The sequence below is a fragment of the Arcticibacterium sp. GJ41-1 genome (assembly GCF_055808875.1).
This window is the reverse complement of sequence record NZ_CM147888.1, coordinates 288,122-304,326: the sequence shown is the minus strand read 5'-3', so window position 1 is coordinate 304,326 and position 16,205 is coordinate 288,122. Positions and strand designations below refer to the sequence as shown.

17 protein-coding genes are annotated in these 16,205 nt (G+C 37.7%); 9 read left to right on the top strand and 8 right to left on the bottom strand.

The genetic code is table 11. The features are described from left to right. Nucleotides 1–81 precede the first annotated feature (81 nt). From leuB to leuC, 5 genes are all read right to left on the bottom strand, one after another. Nucleotides 82–1,143, bottom strand: coding sequence for a 3-isopropylmalate dehydrogenase (leuB, locus tag AC0L6O_RS01305; protein WP_473305714.1), 1,062 nt, complete (start codon nucleotides 1,141–1,143; stop codon nucleotides 82–84). A 99-nt stretch (nucleotides 1,144–1,242) separates the two neighbouring features. Beyond that, nucleotides 1,243–1,626: a GxxExxY protein gene (locus AC0L6O_RS01300; protein ID WP_473305712.1), complete on the bottom strand. Its 384-nt coding sequence runs from the start codon at nucleotides 1,624–1,626 to the stop codon at nucleotides 1,243–1,245. A 212-nt stretch (nucleotides 1,627–1,838) separates the two neighbouring features. Beyond that, on the bottom strand, nucleotides 1,839–3,371 hold the full coding sequence (locus AC0L6O_RS01295) for an alpha-isopropylmalate synthase regulatory domain-containing protein (protein ID WP_473305710.1): 1,533 nt from the start codon (nucleotides 3,369–3,371) through the stop codon (nucleotides 1,839–1,841). A gap of 138 nt (nucleotides 3,372–3,509) precedes the next feature. Beyond that, nucleotides 3,510–4,106 (bottom strand): 3-isopropylmalate dehydratase small subunit, encoded by a 597-nt coding sequence (gene leuD, locus AC0L6O_RS01290; protein ID WP_473305708.1) that lies wholly within the window; start codon nucleotides 4,104–4,106, stop codon nucleotides 3,510–3,512. Nucleotides 4,107–4,188: 82 nt separating this feature from the next. Beyond that, a complete protein-coding gene (gene leuC / locus AC0L6O_RS01285; protein ID WP_473305706.1) occupies nucleotides 4,189–5,586 on the bottom strand; it encodes a 3-isopropylmalate dehydratase large subunit in 1,398 nt (465 codons plus the stop codon). Between the two features lie 272 nt (nucleotides 5,587–5,858). On the opposite strand from leuC, the gene AC0L6O_RS01280 reads away from it, so the two are divergent. From AC0L6O_RS01280 to AC0L6O_RS01265, 4 genes are all read left to right on the top strand, one after another. Continuing rightward, complete coding sequence (locus AC0L6O_RS01280; protein ID WP_473305704.1) at nucleotides 5,859–6,239, top strand: DUF983 domain-containing protein; 381 nt, start codon at nucleotides 5,859–5,861, stop codon at nucleotides 6,237–6,239. A 24-nt stretch (nucleotides 6,240–6,263) separates the two neighbouring features. Next, complete coding sequence (gene trxA / locus AC0L6O_RS01275; protein ID WP_473305702.1) at nucleotides 6,264–6,563, top strand: thioredoxin; 300 nt, start codon at nucleotides 6,264–6,266, stop codon at nucleotides 6,561–6,563. A gap of 219 nt (nucleotides 6,564–6,782) precedes the next feature. Beyond that, a complete protein-coding gene (locus AC0L6O_RS01270; protein WP_473305701.1) occupies nucleotides 6,783–7,547 on the top strand; it encodes a TerC family protein in 765 nt (254 codons plus the stop codon). A gap of 15 nt (nucleotides 7,548–7,562) precedes the next feature. After that, nucleotides 7,563–8,315, top strand: a complete 753-nt coding sequence (locus AC0L6O_RS01265; protein WP_473305700.1) for a lysophospholipid acyltransferase family protein — start codon at nucleotides 7,563–7,565, stop codon at nucleotides 8,313–8,315. 4 nt (nucleotides 8,316–8,319) lie between these two features. Here AC0L6O_RS01265 and AC0L6O_RS01260 read toward each other — a convergent pair whose 3' ends face one another. Continuing rightward, on the bottom strand, nucleotides 8,320–8,826 hold the full coding sequence (locus AC0L6O_RS01260) for a DUF1905 domain-containing protein (protein ID WP_473305699.1): 507 nt from the start codon (nucleotides 8,824–8,826) through the stop codon (nucleotides 8,320–8,322). Between the two features lie 86 nt (nucleotides 8,827–8,912). On the opposite strand from AC0L6O_RS01260, the gene AC0L6O_RS01255 reads away from it, so the two are divergent. The 5 genes from AC0L6O_RS01255 (at nucleotide 8,913) to AC0L6O_RS01235 (ending at nucleotide 14,580) form a co-directional block, all read left to right on the top strand. After that, nucleotides 8,913–10,022 (top strand): glycoside hydrolase family 26 protein, encoded by a 1,110-nt coding sequence (locus AC0L6O_RS01255; protein WP_473305698.1) that lies wholly within the window; start codon nucleotides 8,913–8,915, stop codon nucleotides 10,020–10,022. Nucleotides 10,023–10,156: 134 nt separating this feature from the next. After that, the gene (locus tag AC0L6O_RS01250) at nucleotides 10,157–10,681 is read left to right on the top strand and encodes a gluconate 2-dehydrogenase subunit 3 family protein (RefSeq protein ID WP_473305697.1); all 525 of its coding nucleotides are present in this window, start codon (nucleotides 10,157–10,159) and stop codon (nucleotides 10,679–10,681) included. Between the two features lie 40 nt (nucleotides 10,682–10,721). Continuing rightward, nucleotides 10,722–12,425, top strand: coding sequence for a GMC oxidoreductase (locus tag AC0L6O_RS01245; protein ID WP_473305695.1), 1,704 nt, complete (start codon nucleotides 10,722–10,724; stop codon nucleotides 12,423–12,425). 19 nt (nucleotides 12,426–12,444) lie between these two features. Next, on the top strand, nucleotides 12,445–13,335 hold the full coding sequence (locus AC0L6O_RS01240) for a sugar phosphate isomerase/epimerase family protein (protein WP_473305694.1): 891 nt from the start codon (nucleotides 12,445–12,447) through the stop codon (nucleotides 13,333–13,335). Nucleotides 13,336–13,503: 168 nt separating this feature from the next. Continuing rightward, on the top strand, nucleotides 13,504–14,580 hold the full coding sequence (locus tag AC0L6O_RS01235; protein ID WP_473305692.1) for a glycosyltransferase WbsX family protein: 1,077 nt from the start codon (nucleotides 13,504–13,506) through the stop codon (nucleotides 14,578–14,580). Here AC0L6O_RS01235 and AC0L6O_RS01230 read toward each other — a convergent pair. Both AC0L6O_RS01230 and fcl read right to left on the bottom strand, forming a co-directional pair. Then, entirely contained in the window at nucleotides 14,577–15,257 is a 681-nt protein-coding gene (locus tag AC0L6O_RS01230; protein WP_473305690.1) for a TVP38/TMEM64 family protein, read from the bottom strand. The genes AC0L6O_RS01235 and AC0L6O_RS01230 overlap by 4 nt on opposite strands. Before the next feature lie 4 nt (nucleotides 15,258–15,261). Beyond that, complete coding sequence (gene fcl / locus AC0L6O_RS01225; protein ID WP_473305689.1) at nucleotides 15,262–16,200, bottom strand: GDP-L-fucose synthase; 939 nt, start codon at nucleotides 16,198–16,200, stop codon at nucleotides 15,262–15,264. Nucleotides 16,201–16,205: the final 5 nt, after the last annotated feature.

The following is a 16,205-nucleotide window of genomic DNA, read 5'->3' as shown; positions in this document are numbered from 1 at the left end:
GTCAGGATAATATTTTATTTCGGCATAGACATTAGGCAAAAAACACCCAACACCGAACATCTGGCACCAAACATCCAAACATCAAACAATTTGAGCAGCTAACCAGTCACCCACTTCTTTAGTGCCGTAAGCTTTATCTTTTCCAGCGATATCTTCGGTTACTATTCCTTCTGCCAAAGACTTATTCACCACATCTTTAATTTCCTGAGCTTCGTCCATTAGTTTGAAAGCATATTCAAACATCATAGCAGCCGATAAAACGGTTCCAATTGGGTTTGCTATGTTTAGACCTGTCGCTTGTGGATAAGACCCGTGTATAGGCTCAAAAACAGACGTATGAAGGCCAATCGATGCTGAAGGCATTAATCCCATAGAACCAGAGATTACAGACGCCTCATCGGTCAATATATCACCAAACATGTTTTCAGTCACCATCACGTCAAAACCTTCAGGCCACTGGATAATACGCATAGCGGCTGCATCTACTAAAAGATACTCCGTTTTAACTTCTGGGTACTCTTTTTCTAAAGATTGACCCACTTCTCTCCAAAGTCTAGATGTTTCTAAAACGTTAGCTTTATCCACAATAGTCAACTTCTTCTTTCTCTGCATAGCATAATCATACGCCAAACGGATAATTCTTTCTACCTCAGGTTTTGTGTATTCACACACATCCCAAGCCTTATCTCTAGCTTCGTTTCTTCCTTTGTCGCCAAAGTAAATTCCACCAGTAAGCTCACGAATACATACGAAATCAGCGTTTTCTATCAATTCTTGTCTCAAAGGAGACTTGTGAAGAAGCGAAGGAAACACCAAAGTAGGACGGATATTAGCGTAAAGACCTAATTTCTTACGCATTGCCAATAAACCTTGCTCAGGTCTTACCGGATTAGAAGGGTCATTATCAAACCTTGGTAGACCAATAGCACCAAATAAAACTGCATCAGAATTCATGCAAATTTCATGTGTAGAATCTGGATATGGTTCGCCTACGGCGTCAATGGCTGCTGCACCTGTTATGGCTGGAGTCCAATTGATGGTGTGACCATACTTTTTTGCTATCGCATCAGATACTTTCTGTGCTTGTTCTACCACTTCTGGTCCGATGCCGTCACCGGCTAATACTGCTATGTTTAAGTTCATTATTTTTTATTTTTCTATTCTTTTATTTTTACCACCGAGTTGCTCTGAGTTTATAAACCGAGTATCACGGAGTTTTAGCTTTGTCTATTTATTAACTCTTTAATTCACGTATCTTTTAATTCCCAATTTGAGACTCTTTACATTAAAGTTTATAAGAAACCCTATCGGGAAACCTCCTAACTTTAAGTATGTCAAAACCTGAGCGGTATGCACATCTGTTAACCCTTCTACAGACTTTAGCTCAATGACAATTTTATTCTCAACTAATAAATCAATCCTATATCCACATTCAAGCTTAACCTCTTCAAATACCAAGGGAAGTCCCTTTTCTTTCTCTACAAAAATCCCTTCCTTCTGAAGTTTATAGAATAGACATTGTTTATATGTGCTTTCTAATAAACCAGGCCCAAGAGCAGTATGAACCTCATAAGCACAGCCAAGTACTTTTTGAGTTAGTGAATCATATTCTGCATAAGACCTCATTTAATTATGTTTTCAAAAGCCAAAACTCCGTGTTCCTTAGTGTCAAACTCTGCGAAACTCAGGGGTAAAAAATACTCCTATATCAACGTCAAACAGCCTCAAGAGCTTCATTATGTCAAATTTTCAAAAGCCAAAACTCTGTGCTCCTCCGTGGCAAACTCCGAGAAACTCAGTGGTTAATAAACTCACCGCTCAAAGCCAATAGCCCACAACTAAATCAAATTCAACATCTTCACCGTAGCCTCAATCGCTGAAACCGTTTGGTCAGAGTCTAGTCCACGGGTTTTCATCTCTTTTTTACCCACTTTCCAGGTAATAATAGTTTCACAAAGTGCATCTGTATTCCCTCCTGGAGGTATTCTTACAGCGTAATCTGCTAATAATGGAAAGTCCATTTCCTTTTGTTTGAATATCTTTTTCAAGGCATTCATAAAGGCATCATACTGACCATCACCTTGAGCGTTTTCTTCAAAAATTTCATTTTCAATCTTGATTTGAAGCGTAGCGGAAGGCCTTAGATTTCTAGAATGTGTCAACACATAATTGATTAATTCTACTTTTTTCTCCTCAGGGTCGCGGTCTAAAACATCCGCAATTATGAAAGGAAGGTCTTCACGAGTAACGGATTGTTTCTTGTCGCCAAGTTCAATAATCCTTTTAGTGACCTTTTTGAGGTCTTTATCTGGCAAAGAAATTCCTAACATTTGAAGGTTTTTCTCAATGTTTGCCTTTCCAGAAGACTTTCCTAATGCGTAAAGTGTTCTTCTTCCAAACCTGGCAGGTTCTAAATCACTAACGTAAAGGTTGTTTTTCTTGTCACCATCCGCATGAATACCGGCAGTTTGTGTAAAAACACTATCACCTACTATCGGCTGGTTTGCCGGAATTCGCATTCCAGAGAAACCTTCTACCAAGCCACTTATTTTGTATAGAGACTTGTCATCTACCTTAATTTGAATATCAGGGAAAAAGTCTCTTATTACCGCCACTGTGCTAGCCAGCGGAGCATTTCCTGCACGCTCACCAAGACCGTTTACTGTTACATGAAGTCCATGTGTTCCTGCCCTAAGGCTTCCCATTACATTGGCTACACTTAGGTCATAATCATTGTGGGCATGAAAATCTATGTGTTTATCCGGGTACCTGGCCACAATATCTTTCACAAAAGAATACGACTCCATGGGGGTCAAAATCCCCAAAGTATCTGGCAGTAAAATCCGTTTAATTGGAAGCTTGATAAGGTTATCTAAGTGTTGATAAACATATTCCTTAGAATGACGCATTCCATTGCTCCAGTCTTCTAAATAAACATTGACACTGAAACCTTTGGCCGTAGCTTTCTTTACAAGAGTGTCAATTTCAGAAAAGTGTTGTTCAGGAGTTTTCTTTAGCTGATGGGTCAAATGGTTTAAAGAACCCTTGGTTAAAAGGTTCATCACTTTAGCACCTGATTGTTCCATCCAATCAAGCGAAGCGTCACCATCCACAAAAGTCAGAACTTCAATCTTATCAAGATAGCCTTTTTCTTTTGCCCAGCTTGTTATCTTTTTTACGGCGTTTAATTCTCCTTCTGAAACACGTGCCGAAGCCACTTCAATTCTGTCAACCTTCACTTCTTCAAGTAAAAGCTGAGCCATTGTTAGTTTTTCAGAGGCAGAAAAAGATACCCCGCTAGTTTGTTCACCATCCCTGAGGGTGGTATCCATTATTTCAATATGGCGTTTGTCGCCTTGAGCTGTTATCATGTAATGCTCTTTATTTCGTATTCAATGAATAAATAGAGTCGCAGTTTAATAAAAATTGAGAAAAGGACTTTTTAAAATCACATTTCTCAATTCATATAAAGCCTATTGCCTAAAAGCAAATAGCTTGAAGTTCTCATCCTAAAACGGACGAGCGGCTTCAAAACTACCGATTTCTTCTTTCATTGCTTGCAAGTAATCAATATCGTCAAAACCATTCACCATATTGTTTTTCTTGTAACCATTAATCTCAAAACTCTCGCTTTCACCTGTAGAAACAAGAGTTACAGTTTGAGCAGGAAGGTTAACTTCTACTTGAGCATTTGGATCTTTTTCAATGTCTTTGAAAATTTTATCCAAAAACTCAGGACTAACAGTCACAGGAAGAATACCAATGTTTAAAGAGTTTCCTTTGAAGATATCAGCAAAGAAACTAGAAATAACACATCTGAAACCGTAATCATAAATAGCCCAAGCAGCGTGCTCACGGCTAGAACCAGAACCAAAATTTCTTCCAGCTACTAGTACTTTTCCAGAATAGGTATCATTGTTTAATACAAAATCTTCCTTTGGCGAATCGTCATTGTTATATCTCCAATCTCTAAAAAGATTATCTCCAAAAGCCTCTCTTTTAGTAGCTTTCAAAAAACGAGCAGGAATGATTTGGTCGGTATCCACATTCTCTAAAGGAAGTGGTACACAAGTGCTTTTTAATACTGTAAATTTATCGTATGCCATAATTGACTTTAGCCTTTAGTCTTTAGTCTTTTGCTATCAGCTTAATTTTTAATGTTTTATTAAATTATAGTCTCCTATTTTATTAATCCATAAACCCACGAGGGTCAGCCACTTTTCCAGAAACCGCAGCAGCAGCTGCCACTAATGGAGAAGCTAAGAGTGTTCTAGAATTAGGACCTTGACGACCTTCAAAGTTTCTGTTTGATGTAGAAACAGCAAGTTTTCCTGCAGGAACCTTATCATCGTTCATTGCTAAACAAGCAGAACAGCCTGGCTGACGTAATACAAAACCAGCTTCAGTAAATATATCTAAAAGACCTTCTTCTTTGATTTGTGCTTCCACAATATGAGAACCAGGAACTAACCATGCTGTAACATTATCAGCCTTCTTTCTTCCTTTAACTATAGATGCAAAAGCTCTAAAATCTTCAATACGACCGTTAGTACAGCTACCAATAAATACGTAATCTACAGGTTTTCCTATAATGCTTTCGCCTTCGGCAAAACCCATGTAGTTCAATGATTTTTTATAACTAGCTTCACCGTCAATTACATCACCTGATTTAGGAATAGTACTAGAAATACTCGTTCCAAGACCTGGGTTAGTACCATAAGTAATTTGTGGTTCAATCTCCTCTGCCGTAAATGTCAATTCTTTGTCGAAAACAGCAGCATCATCAGTTTTGAGCGTAGCCCAATACTTAAGAAGTTTTTCCCAATCTTCACCCTTAGGCGACATTTCTCTTCCTTTCAAATAAGCAAAAGTAGTTTCGTCAGGAGCAATCATACCACCACGAGCACCCATTTCAATGGTCATGTTACAAACAGTCATACGACCTTCCATGCTCATGTTTTCAAATACATCACCAGCATATTCTACAAAATATCCAGTTGCACCAGCAGCAGAAATTTGAGCGATAACATAAAGAACAACATCTTTAGGAGTTACTGCTTTTCCAAGATTACCATTAACGGTAATTCTCATTTTTTTAGGCTTAGGCTGCATGATACACTGTGAAGAAAGCACCATTTCAACTTCTGAAGTACCGATACCAAAGGCAATAGCACCAAAAGCACCATGTGTAGAAGTATGCGAATCACCACAAACGATAGTCATACCCGGAAGAGTAATACCGTTTTCTGGTCCTACTACGTGAACAATACCATTTTTCTTATGTCCAAGACCCCAGTGAGAAATGCCATATTTGGCAGAGTTTCCTTCCAAAGCTTTAAGTTGATTGGCAGAAAGAGGATCCTCTACAGGAAGGTGTTGGTTAATTGTAGGAGTGTTGTGGTCGGCTGTTGCAAAAGTCCTTTCAGGAAAAATTACTCCAACTCCTCTACTTTCAAGCCCTAAAAAGGCAACTGGACTGGTAACTTCGTGTATAAAGTGACGGTCAATAAAGAATACGTCAGGACCATCTTCAATGCTTCTAACTACATGAGCGTCCCATACTTTGTCAAATAATGTTTTAGACATTTTATTATTATGGTTTTGTTGTCAATTCCGATATGAATATTGATAAAAACACCTAAGTGATGTTTTACAACAATGCAAAAGTGATACAATAAATGCGTTCTGTACTAATGAAAGCCGTTCAAACAATGTCGTTTTTGGTTCAAATGGTATTTTTGGGCTATTTAGAACTTTTATACCCTCTTTGTTCATAATATAGCTAGCTCTTTAACACCTGATACGCTTTTACAGAAGATTATTTGGTACTTTTGCGGCCAGAAAACTAAAAAAATCTTATGGGAAACTTAAAGGGAGCTGTTTTATTAAAATGCCCAAGATGTGAGGAGGGAAACTTATATGAATCTCAAAACCCGTACAAAATGGGTAAAATGATGGAGATGCATAAAAACTGCTCTAAATGTGGTTTAAGGTATGAGAAGGAGGCTGGCTTTTTCTATGGGGCTATGTATGTAAGCTATATGTTAAATATGGCGTTTTTTGTGGTAACTACGGTTTTGTGGTACACTGTCTTTGAAGACAAATTGGATTGGAGGATTTATATCGGGAGTTATGTTTTCTTGACTATTCTCTTAGTTCCAATTATTTTCAGGTATTCTAGGTCATTATGGTTAATGATGATGATAAAGTTTGAACCAGAGAAAAGGGGAGAACGTTAATAGTTTAGATTAAAGAAATAAACAATGAACGGAGCTTTTGAAGAATTAATAAATAGTGAAACACCGGTATTAATAGATTTTTTTGCCACTTGGTGTGCCCCATGTAAAGCTATGTCGCCTGCATTACAGCAATTGGCCAACGAAATGGGAGATAAAGTCAAAATTGTAAAAATTGACATTGATAAAAATCATGCACTACAGCGTAAGTATAAAGTAACAGGAGTACCTACAGTAATGATTTTTAAGAATAGAAAACAGCTTTTTAGGTCAACAGGTGTAATGATGTTGCCACAATTGAAAAAGGCTGTTCAGCCTCATTTGTAAAACAAGAATCCCGTTGTTTCTTAAGCAACGGGATTTTTGTTTCTTAAGAACACAGTTCTAACAATGGTTTTCATAAATCAGGAGAGAAAAACCCCACTTTCTAAACAGAAGACATTAGGTATTTTCATGTTTTTAGAAATTTATGGTTTCTTAAATTTGAAAGTAGCAATTTTGTCTTACGTATTATTTCAAATACTTTAGCGTCAAAAAAAGTTTTAAATGGAACAACTTCTTACCACAGCGGCTCTTACTAGTGTTTTCACCTTAACACTCCTTGAAATGGTTTTGGGTGTAGATAACATCATCTTTATTTCCATTATTTCTGGAAAACTTCCGATTGAAAACCAGAAAAAGGCAAGAAACATTGGCCTTATGTCAGCCATGATTATAAGGGTAGGCTTGCTTTTTGTGTTAGGCTGGATTTTAGGCTTAGAAAAAGACCTGTTTAATCTTCAAGATTTGGGATTGCCTTTTGATATTGGAATGAGTGGGAAAGGTTTAATTCTGTTAGGAGGAGGTTTGTTTCTTCTTTATAAAGCAACTTCCGAAATTCACCATAAACTAGAAGGTGAAGAAGACGACATGGGGAAAAAGGCAATAGCATCTTCTCTGTCTAGAGCCATTTTGGACATAACTGTTATTAATATTATTTTCTCTGTCGATTCTATAATTACAGCGGTGGGCATGACAGATGTTATACCAGTAATGGCGGCAGCCATTATTCTTTCTACCATTGGTATGTTGTTATTTGCCAAGCCTGTTGGTGACTTTGTGGAAGCTCACCCAAGTATTAAGATGCTAGCATTGTCTTTTCTGGTTATGATTGGTACACTTTTAATAGCGGAGGCATTCCACTTTACGGTGCCTAAAGGCTATGTGTATTTTGCTATGGCATTCTCCTTTTTAGTAGAAATGCTAAATATTAAAATGAGAAAATCTGCGGCTAAACCAGTAGAACTTCATAAACACCTTATCGAAAAGTAAGCTTATGCTTATTGAATGAAAAAGCTTTTAAGCATCTTATATACAGTATGGTGCGGGATGGTTTTTGTTATCCCGTTTCTGTTTTTTTACCCTTTTATTTATATCTGTATTCAGAATAAGGGCTGGCACCGCTTTGGGCATAAAATCATTCGTTTTTGGTCTCAGATATTCTTCATTCTTACGGGAATGATTATTCAGAAAGACTGGAAGTTTAGACCTGATAAAAGCAAAACCTATGTTTTTGTGGCAAATCATTTCTCTTACTTAGATGTGGCTGCAGGAATGAACATTGTTGAAAACTACTTTGCTTATGTGGGTAAGAGCTCAGTATCTAAAGTGCCGCTGTTTGGTTATATGTTTGACCAGCTTCATATTGCGGTAAATAGGTCAGACAAGGACAGTCGAACTAAGACGATGTTACGTGGAATCAGAGCATTAAAAAACGGGAGAAGTGTATTTATTATGCCTGAAGGAGGTATTGTATCTAAGAATATTCCAAAGATGGCTCAACCTTTTAAAGACGGACCCTTCATAATGGCAATTGAAAATAAAGTGCCCATTGTGCCGGTTAGCTACCTGAATAATTATGAATTAAATCCGAGTAATTTTTTCTTTTGGGGTTTACCAAAAGTGATAATCAATAAGGAAATTAGTACAGAGAATAGGACCTCCAAAGATATTGAAGCCTTGAAAAAAGAGGTTTATGATGTTATTCAGGGAGACTTGGATAAATATTACGGCTTAGAAAAAACGGAATACCTAGGCTAGTTTCTCACTTTTGTCCTTTAAAATGCCTTATCATGGCACCATAATCCATTTGATTTGCTAAGCCAAAAAGGCATCGAGTAATTCTTGTAGTTTTCGTTTCAATGGTTTTGGCAGATTCTATCCACTTTGAAAAATACCTTTGATGGCTTGGCGAAAGCGTTTTGTAAAAGGAGTCAGCGGTAGGTTCGTCTTCTAGACAAGCTAATAAGTCTGCAGAATATTCAAACGCACTAGTGTCTTCTTCTAGTTTTAGTAATACTTTGTCTCCCTTGCCTTTACCTATTTTCTTTCGAATGGTATTATTAACAGGCAAAATAAAATCGCCATTTCCTATCGGAATCAAAGCCGCTTGTTTGATTTCTAAATTATCAATAAGTCCCTTGACTCTATAAGACTTTTTGGTGTTAGGCTTTATATTTTGAGAAACCGTGGCGTCAATTTTGAGAAAAGTCCATCCTGTTTTATCTCCTTGTTCACCATATTTATCCAATGTCAATTCTAATACTACCATATCTTAAAGTTCCTTTTTTAAAGATAGCCTATTTGCTTTAAGTTTGAATTGCTTCTTTTTAAAGTTCAAATTTATTATTCAACCCGATGAAGTTTTTAAACCTATTTTTAGCTGGATTATTAACCACGAGTTTAGGATATGGTCAATTAATAGATAAAAACGCTACCAGAGAAACCACTAAGCTATTCAAAAGTTTAAAGAAAATACAAAAGAAAGGTGTGGTCTTTGGGCATCAGCACGCTACCGAATATGGAAGAGGCTGGCGTGGAGACGAGAATAGGTCTGATGTAAAATCTGTAGTAGGAACCCATCCAGGAGTGATTGGTATTGATTTTAGTGGTTTTACGGGAAGAAATCCAGCCTTATATAAACGAAACTTGAGGAAAACGGTAGAAGATGCGTATAACCGTGGTGGTATAATTACCGTGGCTTGGCATTTTTACAATCCTATGGGCAAGGGTGGCTTTTATTGGGAAGGTTCAGATTCTATAAAAGTAGTGCCTAGGCTTATTCCAGGTGGAGATGGTCACGAAAAATATAAAGAGATTTTAGATGAAATAGCGGAGTGGGTTAACTCTTGCCGTGGTAGGAATGGAGAGTTAATTCCAATGATTTTTCGTCCATATCATGAGTTTGATGGAGGGTGGTTTTGGTGGGGAGCACCACATTGTTCGGTTGATGAGTTTAAAACACTTTGGAAGTTTACATTATCTTATTTGAGGGACGAAAAGAACGTTCATAGCTTTATTTGGGCTTTTTCTCCGGATAATAAGTTTAATACAGAGGCGGAATTTTTAGAAAGATATCCAGGAGACGAATGGGTCGATATGGTGGGAATGGATAATTATGCTGATATGGGAAGAAACAGGTATGATTTGGAGGCCGCAGTTTCAAAACTTAAAGTAGTGTCTGATTATGCTCAAAAGCACAAAAAACTGGCTGCTTTTACAGAAACGGGATTAGAGTCCATACCTAATAAAACGTGGTGGACTGGAACACTTTTAAAAGTACTTAAGGCCGAAAACATCAGGCTGAGTTATGTTTTAGTTTGGAGAAATGACCAGAATAGTGAAACCCATTACTATGGTCCAGTGCCGGGTCATATTAGTGCACCAGATTTTATAAAGTTTTATCAAGACAAGTTTACTTGGTTTGAAGAAGATTTGATTAAAAATAATATTTATAAGAAAAAGTAGCTTTAATTGACCCATTTGAGGTTTTAAGAGCTTTTGTCTTTACAGAGAGAGGTTTTATCTAAACAATTTTCTCACCTTAAGGTGTGATTCGTTGTTTATACTAATTTACATTCTTACACTATTAATTGGGCGATATGCAAAGACGAGAATTGTTGAAAAAATTAGCACTAGGAGCAGGTGCTGTAGTGGCATTGCCTAGTTGGGCTAATGCTTGGTCATCATCAAAACTAGTTAGTTCAGGAGTATTTTCTTCTTTAGAGCAAGGTTTGCTTTCTAGCATTGCTGGCACTTTTATTCCAGAAGGAAAAACAGAACCGGGAGCTTTAGGTTTAGGCGTGGATAAATTCTTAGATAGGCTTTTTGCGGATTGTTATACGGAAGAAGACCTGCAAAAAATAATGGAAGGCATGACCTTGTTAAACAGCACCGCTGAAACGTCGTATAAAAAACCATTTTCTGAATGTACACAAGCTCAGCGAGAGAGTCTTTTAATAGGCTTTTCTGAACCAAGTACTGTGGATAAAGAGTGGTTTTATGATACACTAAAAAAGGAAACCATAAGAGGTTATACTACATCAGAATATGTGATGGTAAATCATTATGACTATGTGATGGCCCCGGGACATTATGATGGATGTGTTGACGTAGTCGAGGCTTAGCCTCATTTTAATTAGAAAATTGTATTTAAGAAATATAGATATGGCAAACCTAAATTTAGAGGTAAAAAAGAAGCACAAATATGACGCTATAGTAATAGGGTCTGGTGCTAGTGGGGGATGGGCAGCTAAAGAGCTTTGCGATAGAGGCCTTAAAACATTGGTTTTAGAAAGAGGAAGGGGTGTCAAACACATTGAAGATTATCCTACCGCGTCTAAAGCTCCTTGGAATTTTGAGCATAGAGGAAGCGTTACGCAGGAGCAGCGTAAAGGTTTTGAAATGGCAAAATTTATGCGAGCAGAAACGCTGCATTGGGCTTTGCCAGATGATGAACAGCCAATAGTTCAAGAAAAGCCCTTCAATTGGTTTAGAGGATATCATGAAGGAGGAAAATCTTTGCTCTGGGCTCGTCAAACGCAGCGTTGGTCAGATTTTGATTATGAAGGTCCTGCTAGGGACGGTTTTGCGGTAGATTGGCCTATACGCTATAAAGACATGGTTCCATGGTATGAGCATGTTGAAAAGTTCGCAGGAATAGCGGGTTTTAATGATAACATAGAAGCTTTGCCAAATAGTATTGTTCAGCCGGGTTGGGACTTAAATTGCGTAGAACAACATTTTAAGGAAACCATAGAAAAAACATACAAAGACCGTTTTCTGGTTTTTGGTAGATGTGCACATTTGACAGACCCACAGCAGGTGCATTATGACCAAGGTCGTGGAAAATGCATGAGTCAGCGTATGTGTAATAGGGGCTGTAATTATGGGGGGTATTTTAGTAGTAACTCCAGCACATTGCCATGGGCGGCTAAGACAGGAAATCTAACGCTCAGACCTCATTCGGTAGTTCATTCTATTATTTACGATGATAGAAAAGAGAAAGCTACAGGTGTTAGAGTGATAGATGCGACAAGCAAAGAAATGGTAGAGTTTTATGCCAAAGTGATATTTGTGAATGGCTCTGCCATTAATTCGAATGCTATTTTGATGAATTCTACGTCAAATCGTTTTGAAAATGGTTTAGGAAACGATAGTGGTGTTCTCGGAAAATACATTGCTTGGCATAACTACAGAGGGCAAGTTTCCGGAAAATACGCTGGCTTTAAAGATAAAAAAACGAGTGGAGCCCACCCGAGTCATTCCTATATTCCTCGATTCAGAAACTTACACAAGCATGAAGAAGGCTTTTTGAGAGGATATGCTACCGGAATTGGTGGAGGGAGAGGCTCTTATTCTTCCAAAGATGGAATTGGTGACGAATTAAGAGATAACCTTTTGAAACGTGAATTAGGCGGTTGGGGTTTATCAGGCTGGATGATGGGTGAAACCATCCCTGTAGAAGAGAACCACATTAGGCTTCATGAAACGTTGAAAGATAAATACGGAATTCCGCAGATTGTTTTTTCTTGCGAATGGCAGGACAATGACACAAAAATGGTGGAAGATTTCCAAACCACTATGGCGGAAATGTTTGAAAAAGCGGGTTTTGAAGACATAAAAACTAGGGACTCAAAAGCGGCACCAGGTTCAGATATTCATGAAATGGGTGGCGTGCGAATGGGGCATGATGCTAAAACATCTATTTTGAACAAACACAATCAAGTACACTCGTGCAAAAACGTTTTTGTGACAGATGGTGCTTGCATGACTTCGACAAGTACGCAAAACCCAACATTGACTTATATGGCTTATGCAGCTCGTGCAGCCAATTTTGCGGCAGATGAACTTAAAAAGAAAAACCTATAATTATTTAAAACCCTTAGATATGATGAAAACAATTTATTCCTTCCTTTTCCTGGCTCTTTTTACAATGGGATGTGCTTCAGAAAGCAGTACGGAAGAAAGTACGCCCCTTTTTAAAGGCGAGTTTGGTGTTCAAGCTTATACTTTTAGAGAACAGTTTAAAGACAGCACCAGAACGGTAGAGCAAAACTTAGACATGATTGCTGAAATGGGTTTTACAGAATTAGAAGGCGGAGCACCAAAAGGTGTGGCACCTGAAGACTTTAAAGCAATGTGTGAAGAAAGAGGAATTAGTATTCCTGCCTCAGGAAGTGGTTTTAACGAATTAGAAGAAAATCCACAAGAAGTAGCAGATAGGGCAAAAGCTCTTGGGTCAAAATATGTGATGTGTGCTTGGATACCACACAATGGTAGCGAAGGTTTTAACTTTGACGATGCTAAAAAAGCGGTGGAGGTTTTCAATGCTGCAGGAAAAGTCTTAGCAGAGAATGGTTTGACATTCTGTTATCATGACCATGGCTATGAGTTTAAGCCAAACCCAGAAGGTGAAGGAACCATGATGGATTATATCATTCAAAATACTAATCCTGACTATGTTTCTTTTGAAATGGACGTGCTTTGGACCATGCATGGTGGAGGTTCTGATGCTCCTCAAAAGCTTTTAGAAAAATACGGAAATCGTTGGAAGTTGATGCACGTAAAAGACTTGAAGAAAGGTGTTGTGGGTGATGGTTCTGGAGGAACTCCAGCAGAAAACGACGTTGTTCTTGGAACGGGCCAAGCTGACTGGCCAGCTATTTTAAAACTTGCTAATGAAGTAGGAATTAAGCATTACTTTATTGAAGACGAAAGCGAGAATGAAATAGAGAATATTCCATTGAGCATAGCTTATCTTAAGAGTTTGAAGGAGTAAACTTTCTTGGTAGTTATTTATTAAGTCCATTTGAGATACTCTCAAATGGACTTTTTTTCTTTACAATCTGTAATCAATTTCAAATCAAGGTTGGAAGATGTTGTGATTGGATGCAATCTCCTTAATTTTGCAATCCATTAATACTTAGTCAAAAGTTTCAAGACTCATATGAGTAAAAAGTTAAGAGCTCTAGCCGTACTACTTCCTCAGTTTCATCCTATTGCAGAAAACGATAAATGGTGGGGTAAAGGCTTTACTGAGTGGACTAATGTAACTAAGGCAAAGCCAAGGTTTAAAAACCATTACCAACCACATTTGCCGTCTGACCTTGGTTTTTACGATCTAAGGTTAGAACAAGCAAGAGAAGAGCAAGCCAATCTGGCAAAAGAACATGATATTTTTGGCTTTTGTTATTACCATTATTGGTTTAATGGAGAGCGTCTTATTGAAGAGCCCTTTAATGAGGTTTTAAGGCTTAAAAAGCCTGATTTCCCTTTTTTGTTATGCTGGGCAAACGAAAATTGGACTAGAAGATGGGACGGGATGGACAGAGAGGTATTAATGCAGCAAGATTATAGTGAAGAAGATCATAGAGAACACGCCAGATACCTTTGTAAAGACGTTTTTTCTGATCCTCGTTATATTAGAGTTGATAATAAACCGGTCTTTTTGTTTTATAACACTCACATCATCCCCGAGCTGAAATCTTCCATTGCTATATGGAAAGAAGAAGCGAAGAAACATGGCTTTGATGATTTATATATCTGTGGTGTAAAAACGTTTGAAAGTGCCATTCCTAATGCAAAGGAAGTTGGTTTGGATGCGGTGATAGAATGGCAGCCAGACTGGGATAATGTCAATCTCAAACCAAGTTTGTGGAACAGGATAAAGGATAAGTTTGGTTATGGAAGTTCTTATAAAAAGGATAATTATGGCGAATTAGTCAAACGAATGTTGGCTAAGGACGAACCTAAATTTAAGCACTATCCTTGCATTATGCCTAGCTGGGATAACACGGCAAGAAGAAAGCAAAATGCTTTTATAGTGGAGGGTTCTACACCGGAGCTTTATGGTTCATGGTTGAATGAAATATGTGAGAAGTTTGAACCAGAATCGGAAGAAGAAAACTTTGTATTTATTAATGCTTGGAATGAATGGGCGGAAGGAAATCACTTAGAACCTGACCTTAAGTGGGGTAGAGCTTACTTAGAAGCCACAAAAAAGATACTTTCAAAATACCTTTAAGCCCTTTTTACGGCTTTAGTAATTACCCAAACTAATCCTATAAGAGAAATTAGAATTAGGCCTATTAGAAGTATTTGCTGAAGGTTACCACTGTTAGGCTCTTTTAGTAAACGTTGTATTTCTTTTGCCTGAGTCCCTGTCCATAGCGAAACAAGCGTTCTTGGAATCATTCCTAGAAAACCTCCGAGAAGGATGTTTTTTAATTTCGCTCCAGAGAGCGTAAATATCACATTGGTTAATGTGAAGGGAAGAACAGGAGAGAGCTTGGTGAGAGAGATTATTTTTAACTCGTCTGTTTTAATACTTTCAAGCAGCTTTTTAGCTTTCGGATTAGTCTCAATAAAACCAGTAAAACGATTTTGGTCAAGAGCTCTAACTATTCTATTTATTAAATAGATAGAAAGAAGATTAATAATAAAGAGCCATGGCAGGGTTTGCCAACCCCAAAAATAACCTAATACCAAGGCACAAAAAGTAGGAGGGGTTAAGGCTAATGCTTGCGTTAGTATTCCTAAAAGAGAAAAGGCAATCCATTCTGCGGACGCCATAGAAGAAAAGTACTCTTCGTTATTAATAAAAAAATAACCGAGAAAAGATGTGGTTATAAGAGGCACTATCATAAGCACCACCGAAGTAAGAACAGGAATACTTAAGTACCTCTTAAATGCCTTTTTCACAGAATTACATTTTTCTTACAATATTGTTCTTAAAGTCCTCATACACCAATTTGATACCCTCTTTTAAGTCAATATTATGTTTCCAGCCAATGTTATTTAGCTTAGAAACATCCATAAGTTTTCTTGGTGTACCGTCGGGTTTGTCGGTATTCCAGTTTATTTTGCCTTCATAACCTACAGTTTTCTGGATAGTTTCCGCCAGTTCTTTTATGGTTACGTCTACACCAGTTCCGATGTTGACAAGTGTTTCTCCATCATAATTTTGCATTAAGAAGAAACAAGCTTCCGCAAGGTCGTTTGCATGAAGAAACTCTCTCATTGGTTTGCCGGTACCCCATAATTCGACACTTTCTTTACCCTCTGCTTTCGCTTCGTGAAACTTGCGAATCATAGCAGGTAATACATGGGAGTTTTGTAAATCGTAATTGTCGTTTGGCCCATAAAGGTTGGTAGGCATTACCGAAATAAAGTTACAGCCATATTGGGCTCTGTATGCTTCACACATTTTGATTCCAGCTATTTTAGCAATAGCGTATGGCTCGTTTGTTGGTTCTAGAATACCAGTCAAAAGGTAATCTTCTTTTAAAGGCTGAGGGGCCATTTTTGGATAGATACAAGAAGAACCTAAAAACATCAACTTCTTGACACCAATTAGGTAAGAACCATGAATAAGGTTGTTTTGAATTTGAAGGTTTTCGTATAAGAAATCCGCTCGATATGTATTATTAGCTACAATGCCTCCAACTTTCGCAGCTGCTAAAAAAACGTATTCTGGCTTTTCTGTATCTAAAAATCCTTGTGTTGCTACTTGGTTTCTTAAGTCAAGCTCTTTTGATGTTCTAACTATAATATTGTCAAAACCTTCTTGTTTTAGTTTTCTTATTATAGCGGACCCTACCATCCCTCGATGTCCTGCTACGTAAATTTTAGCTGATTTCTCCAATTTTT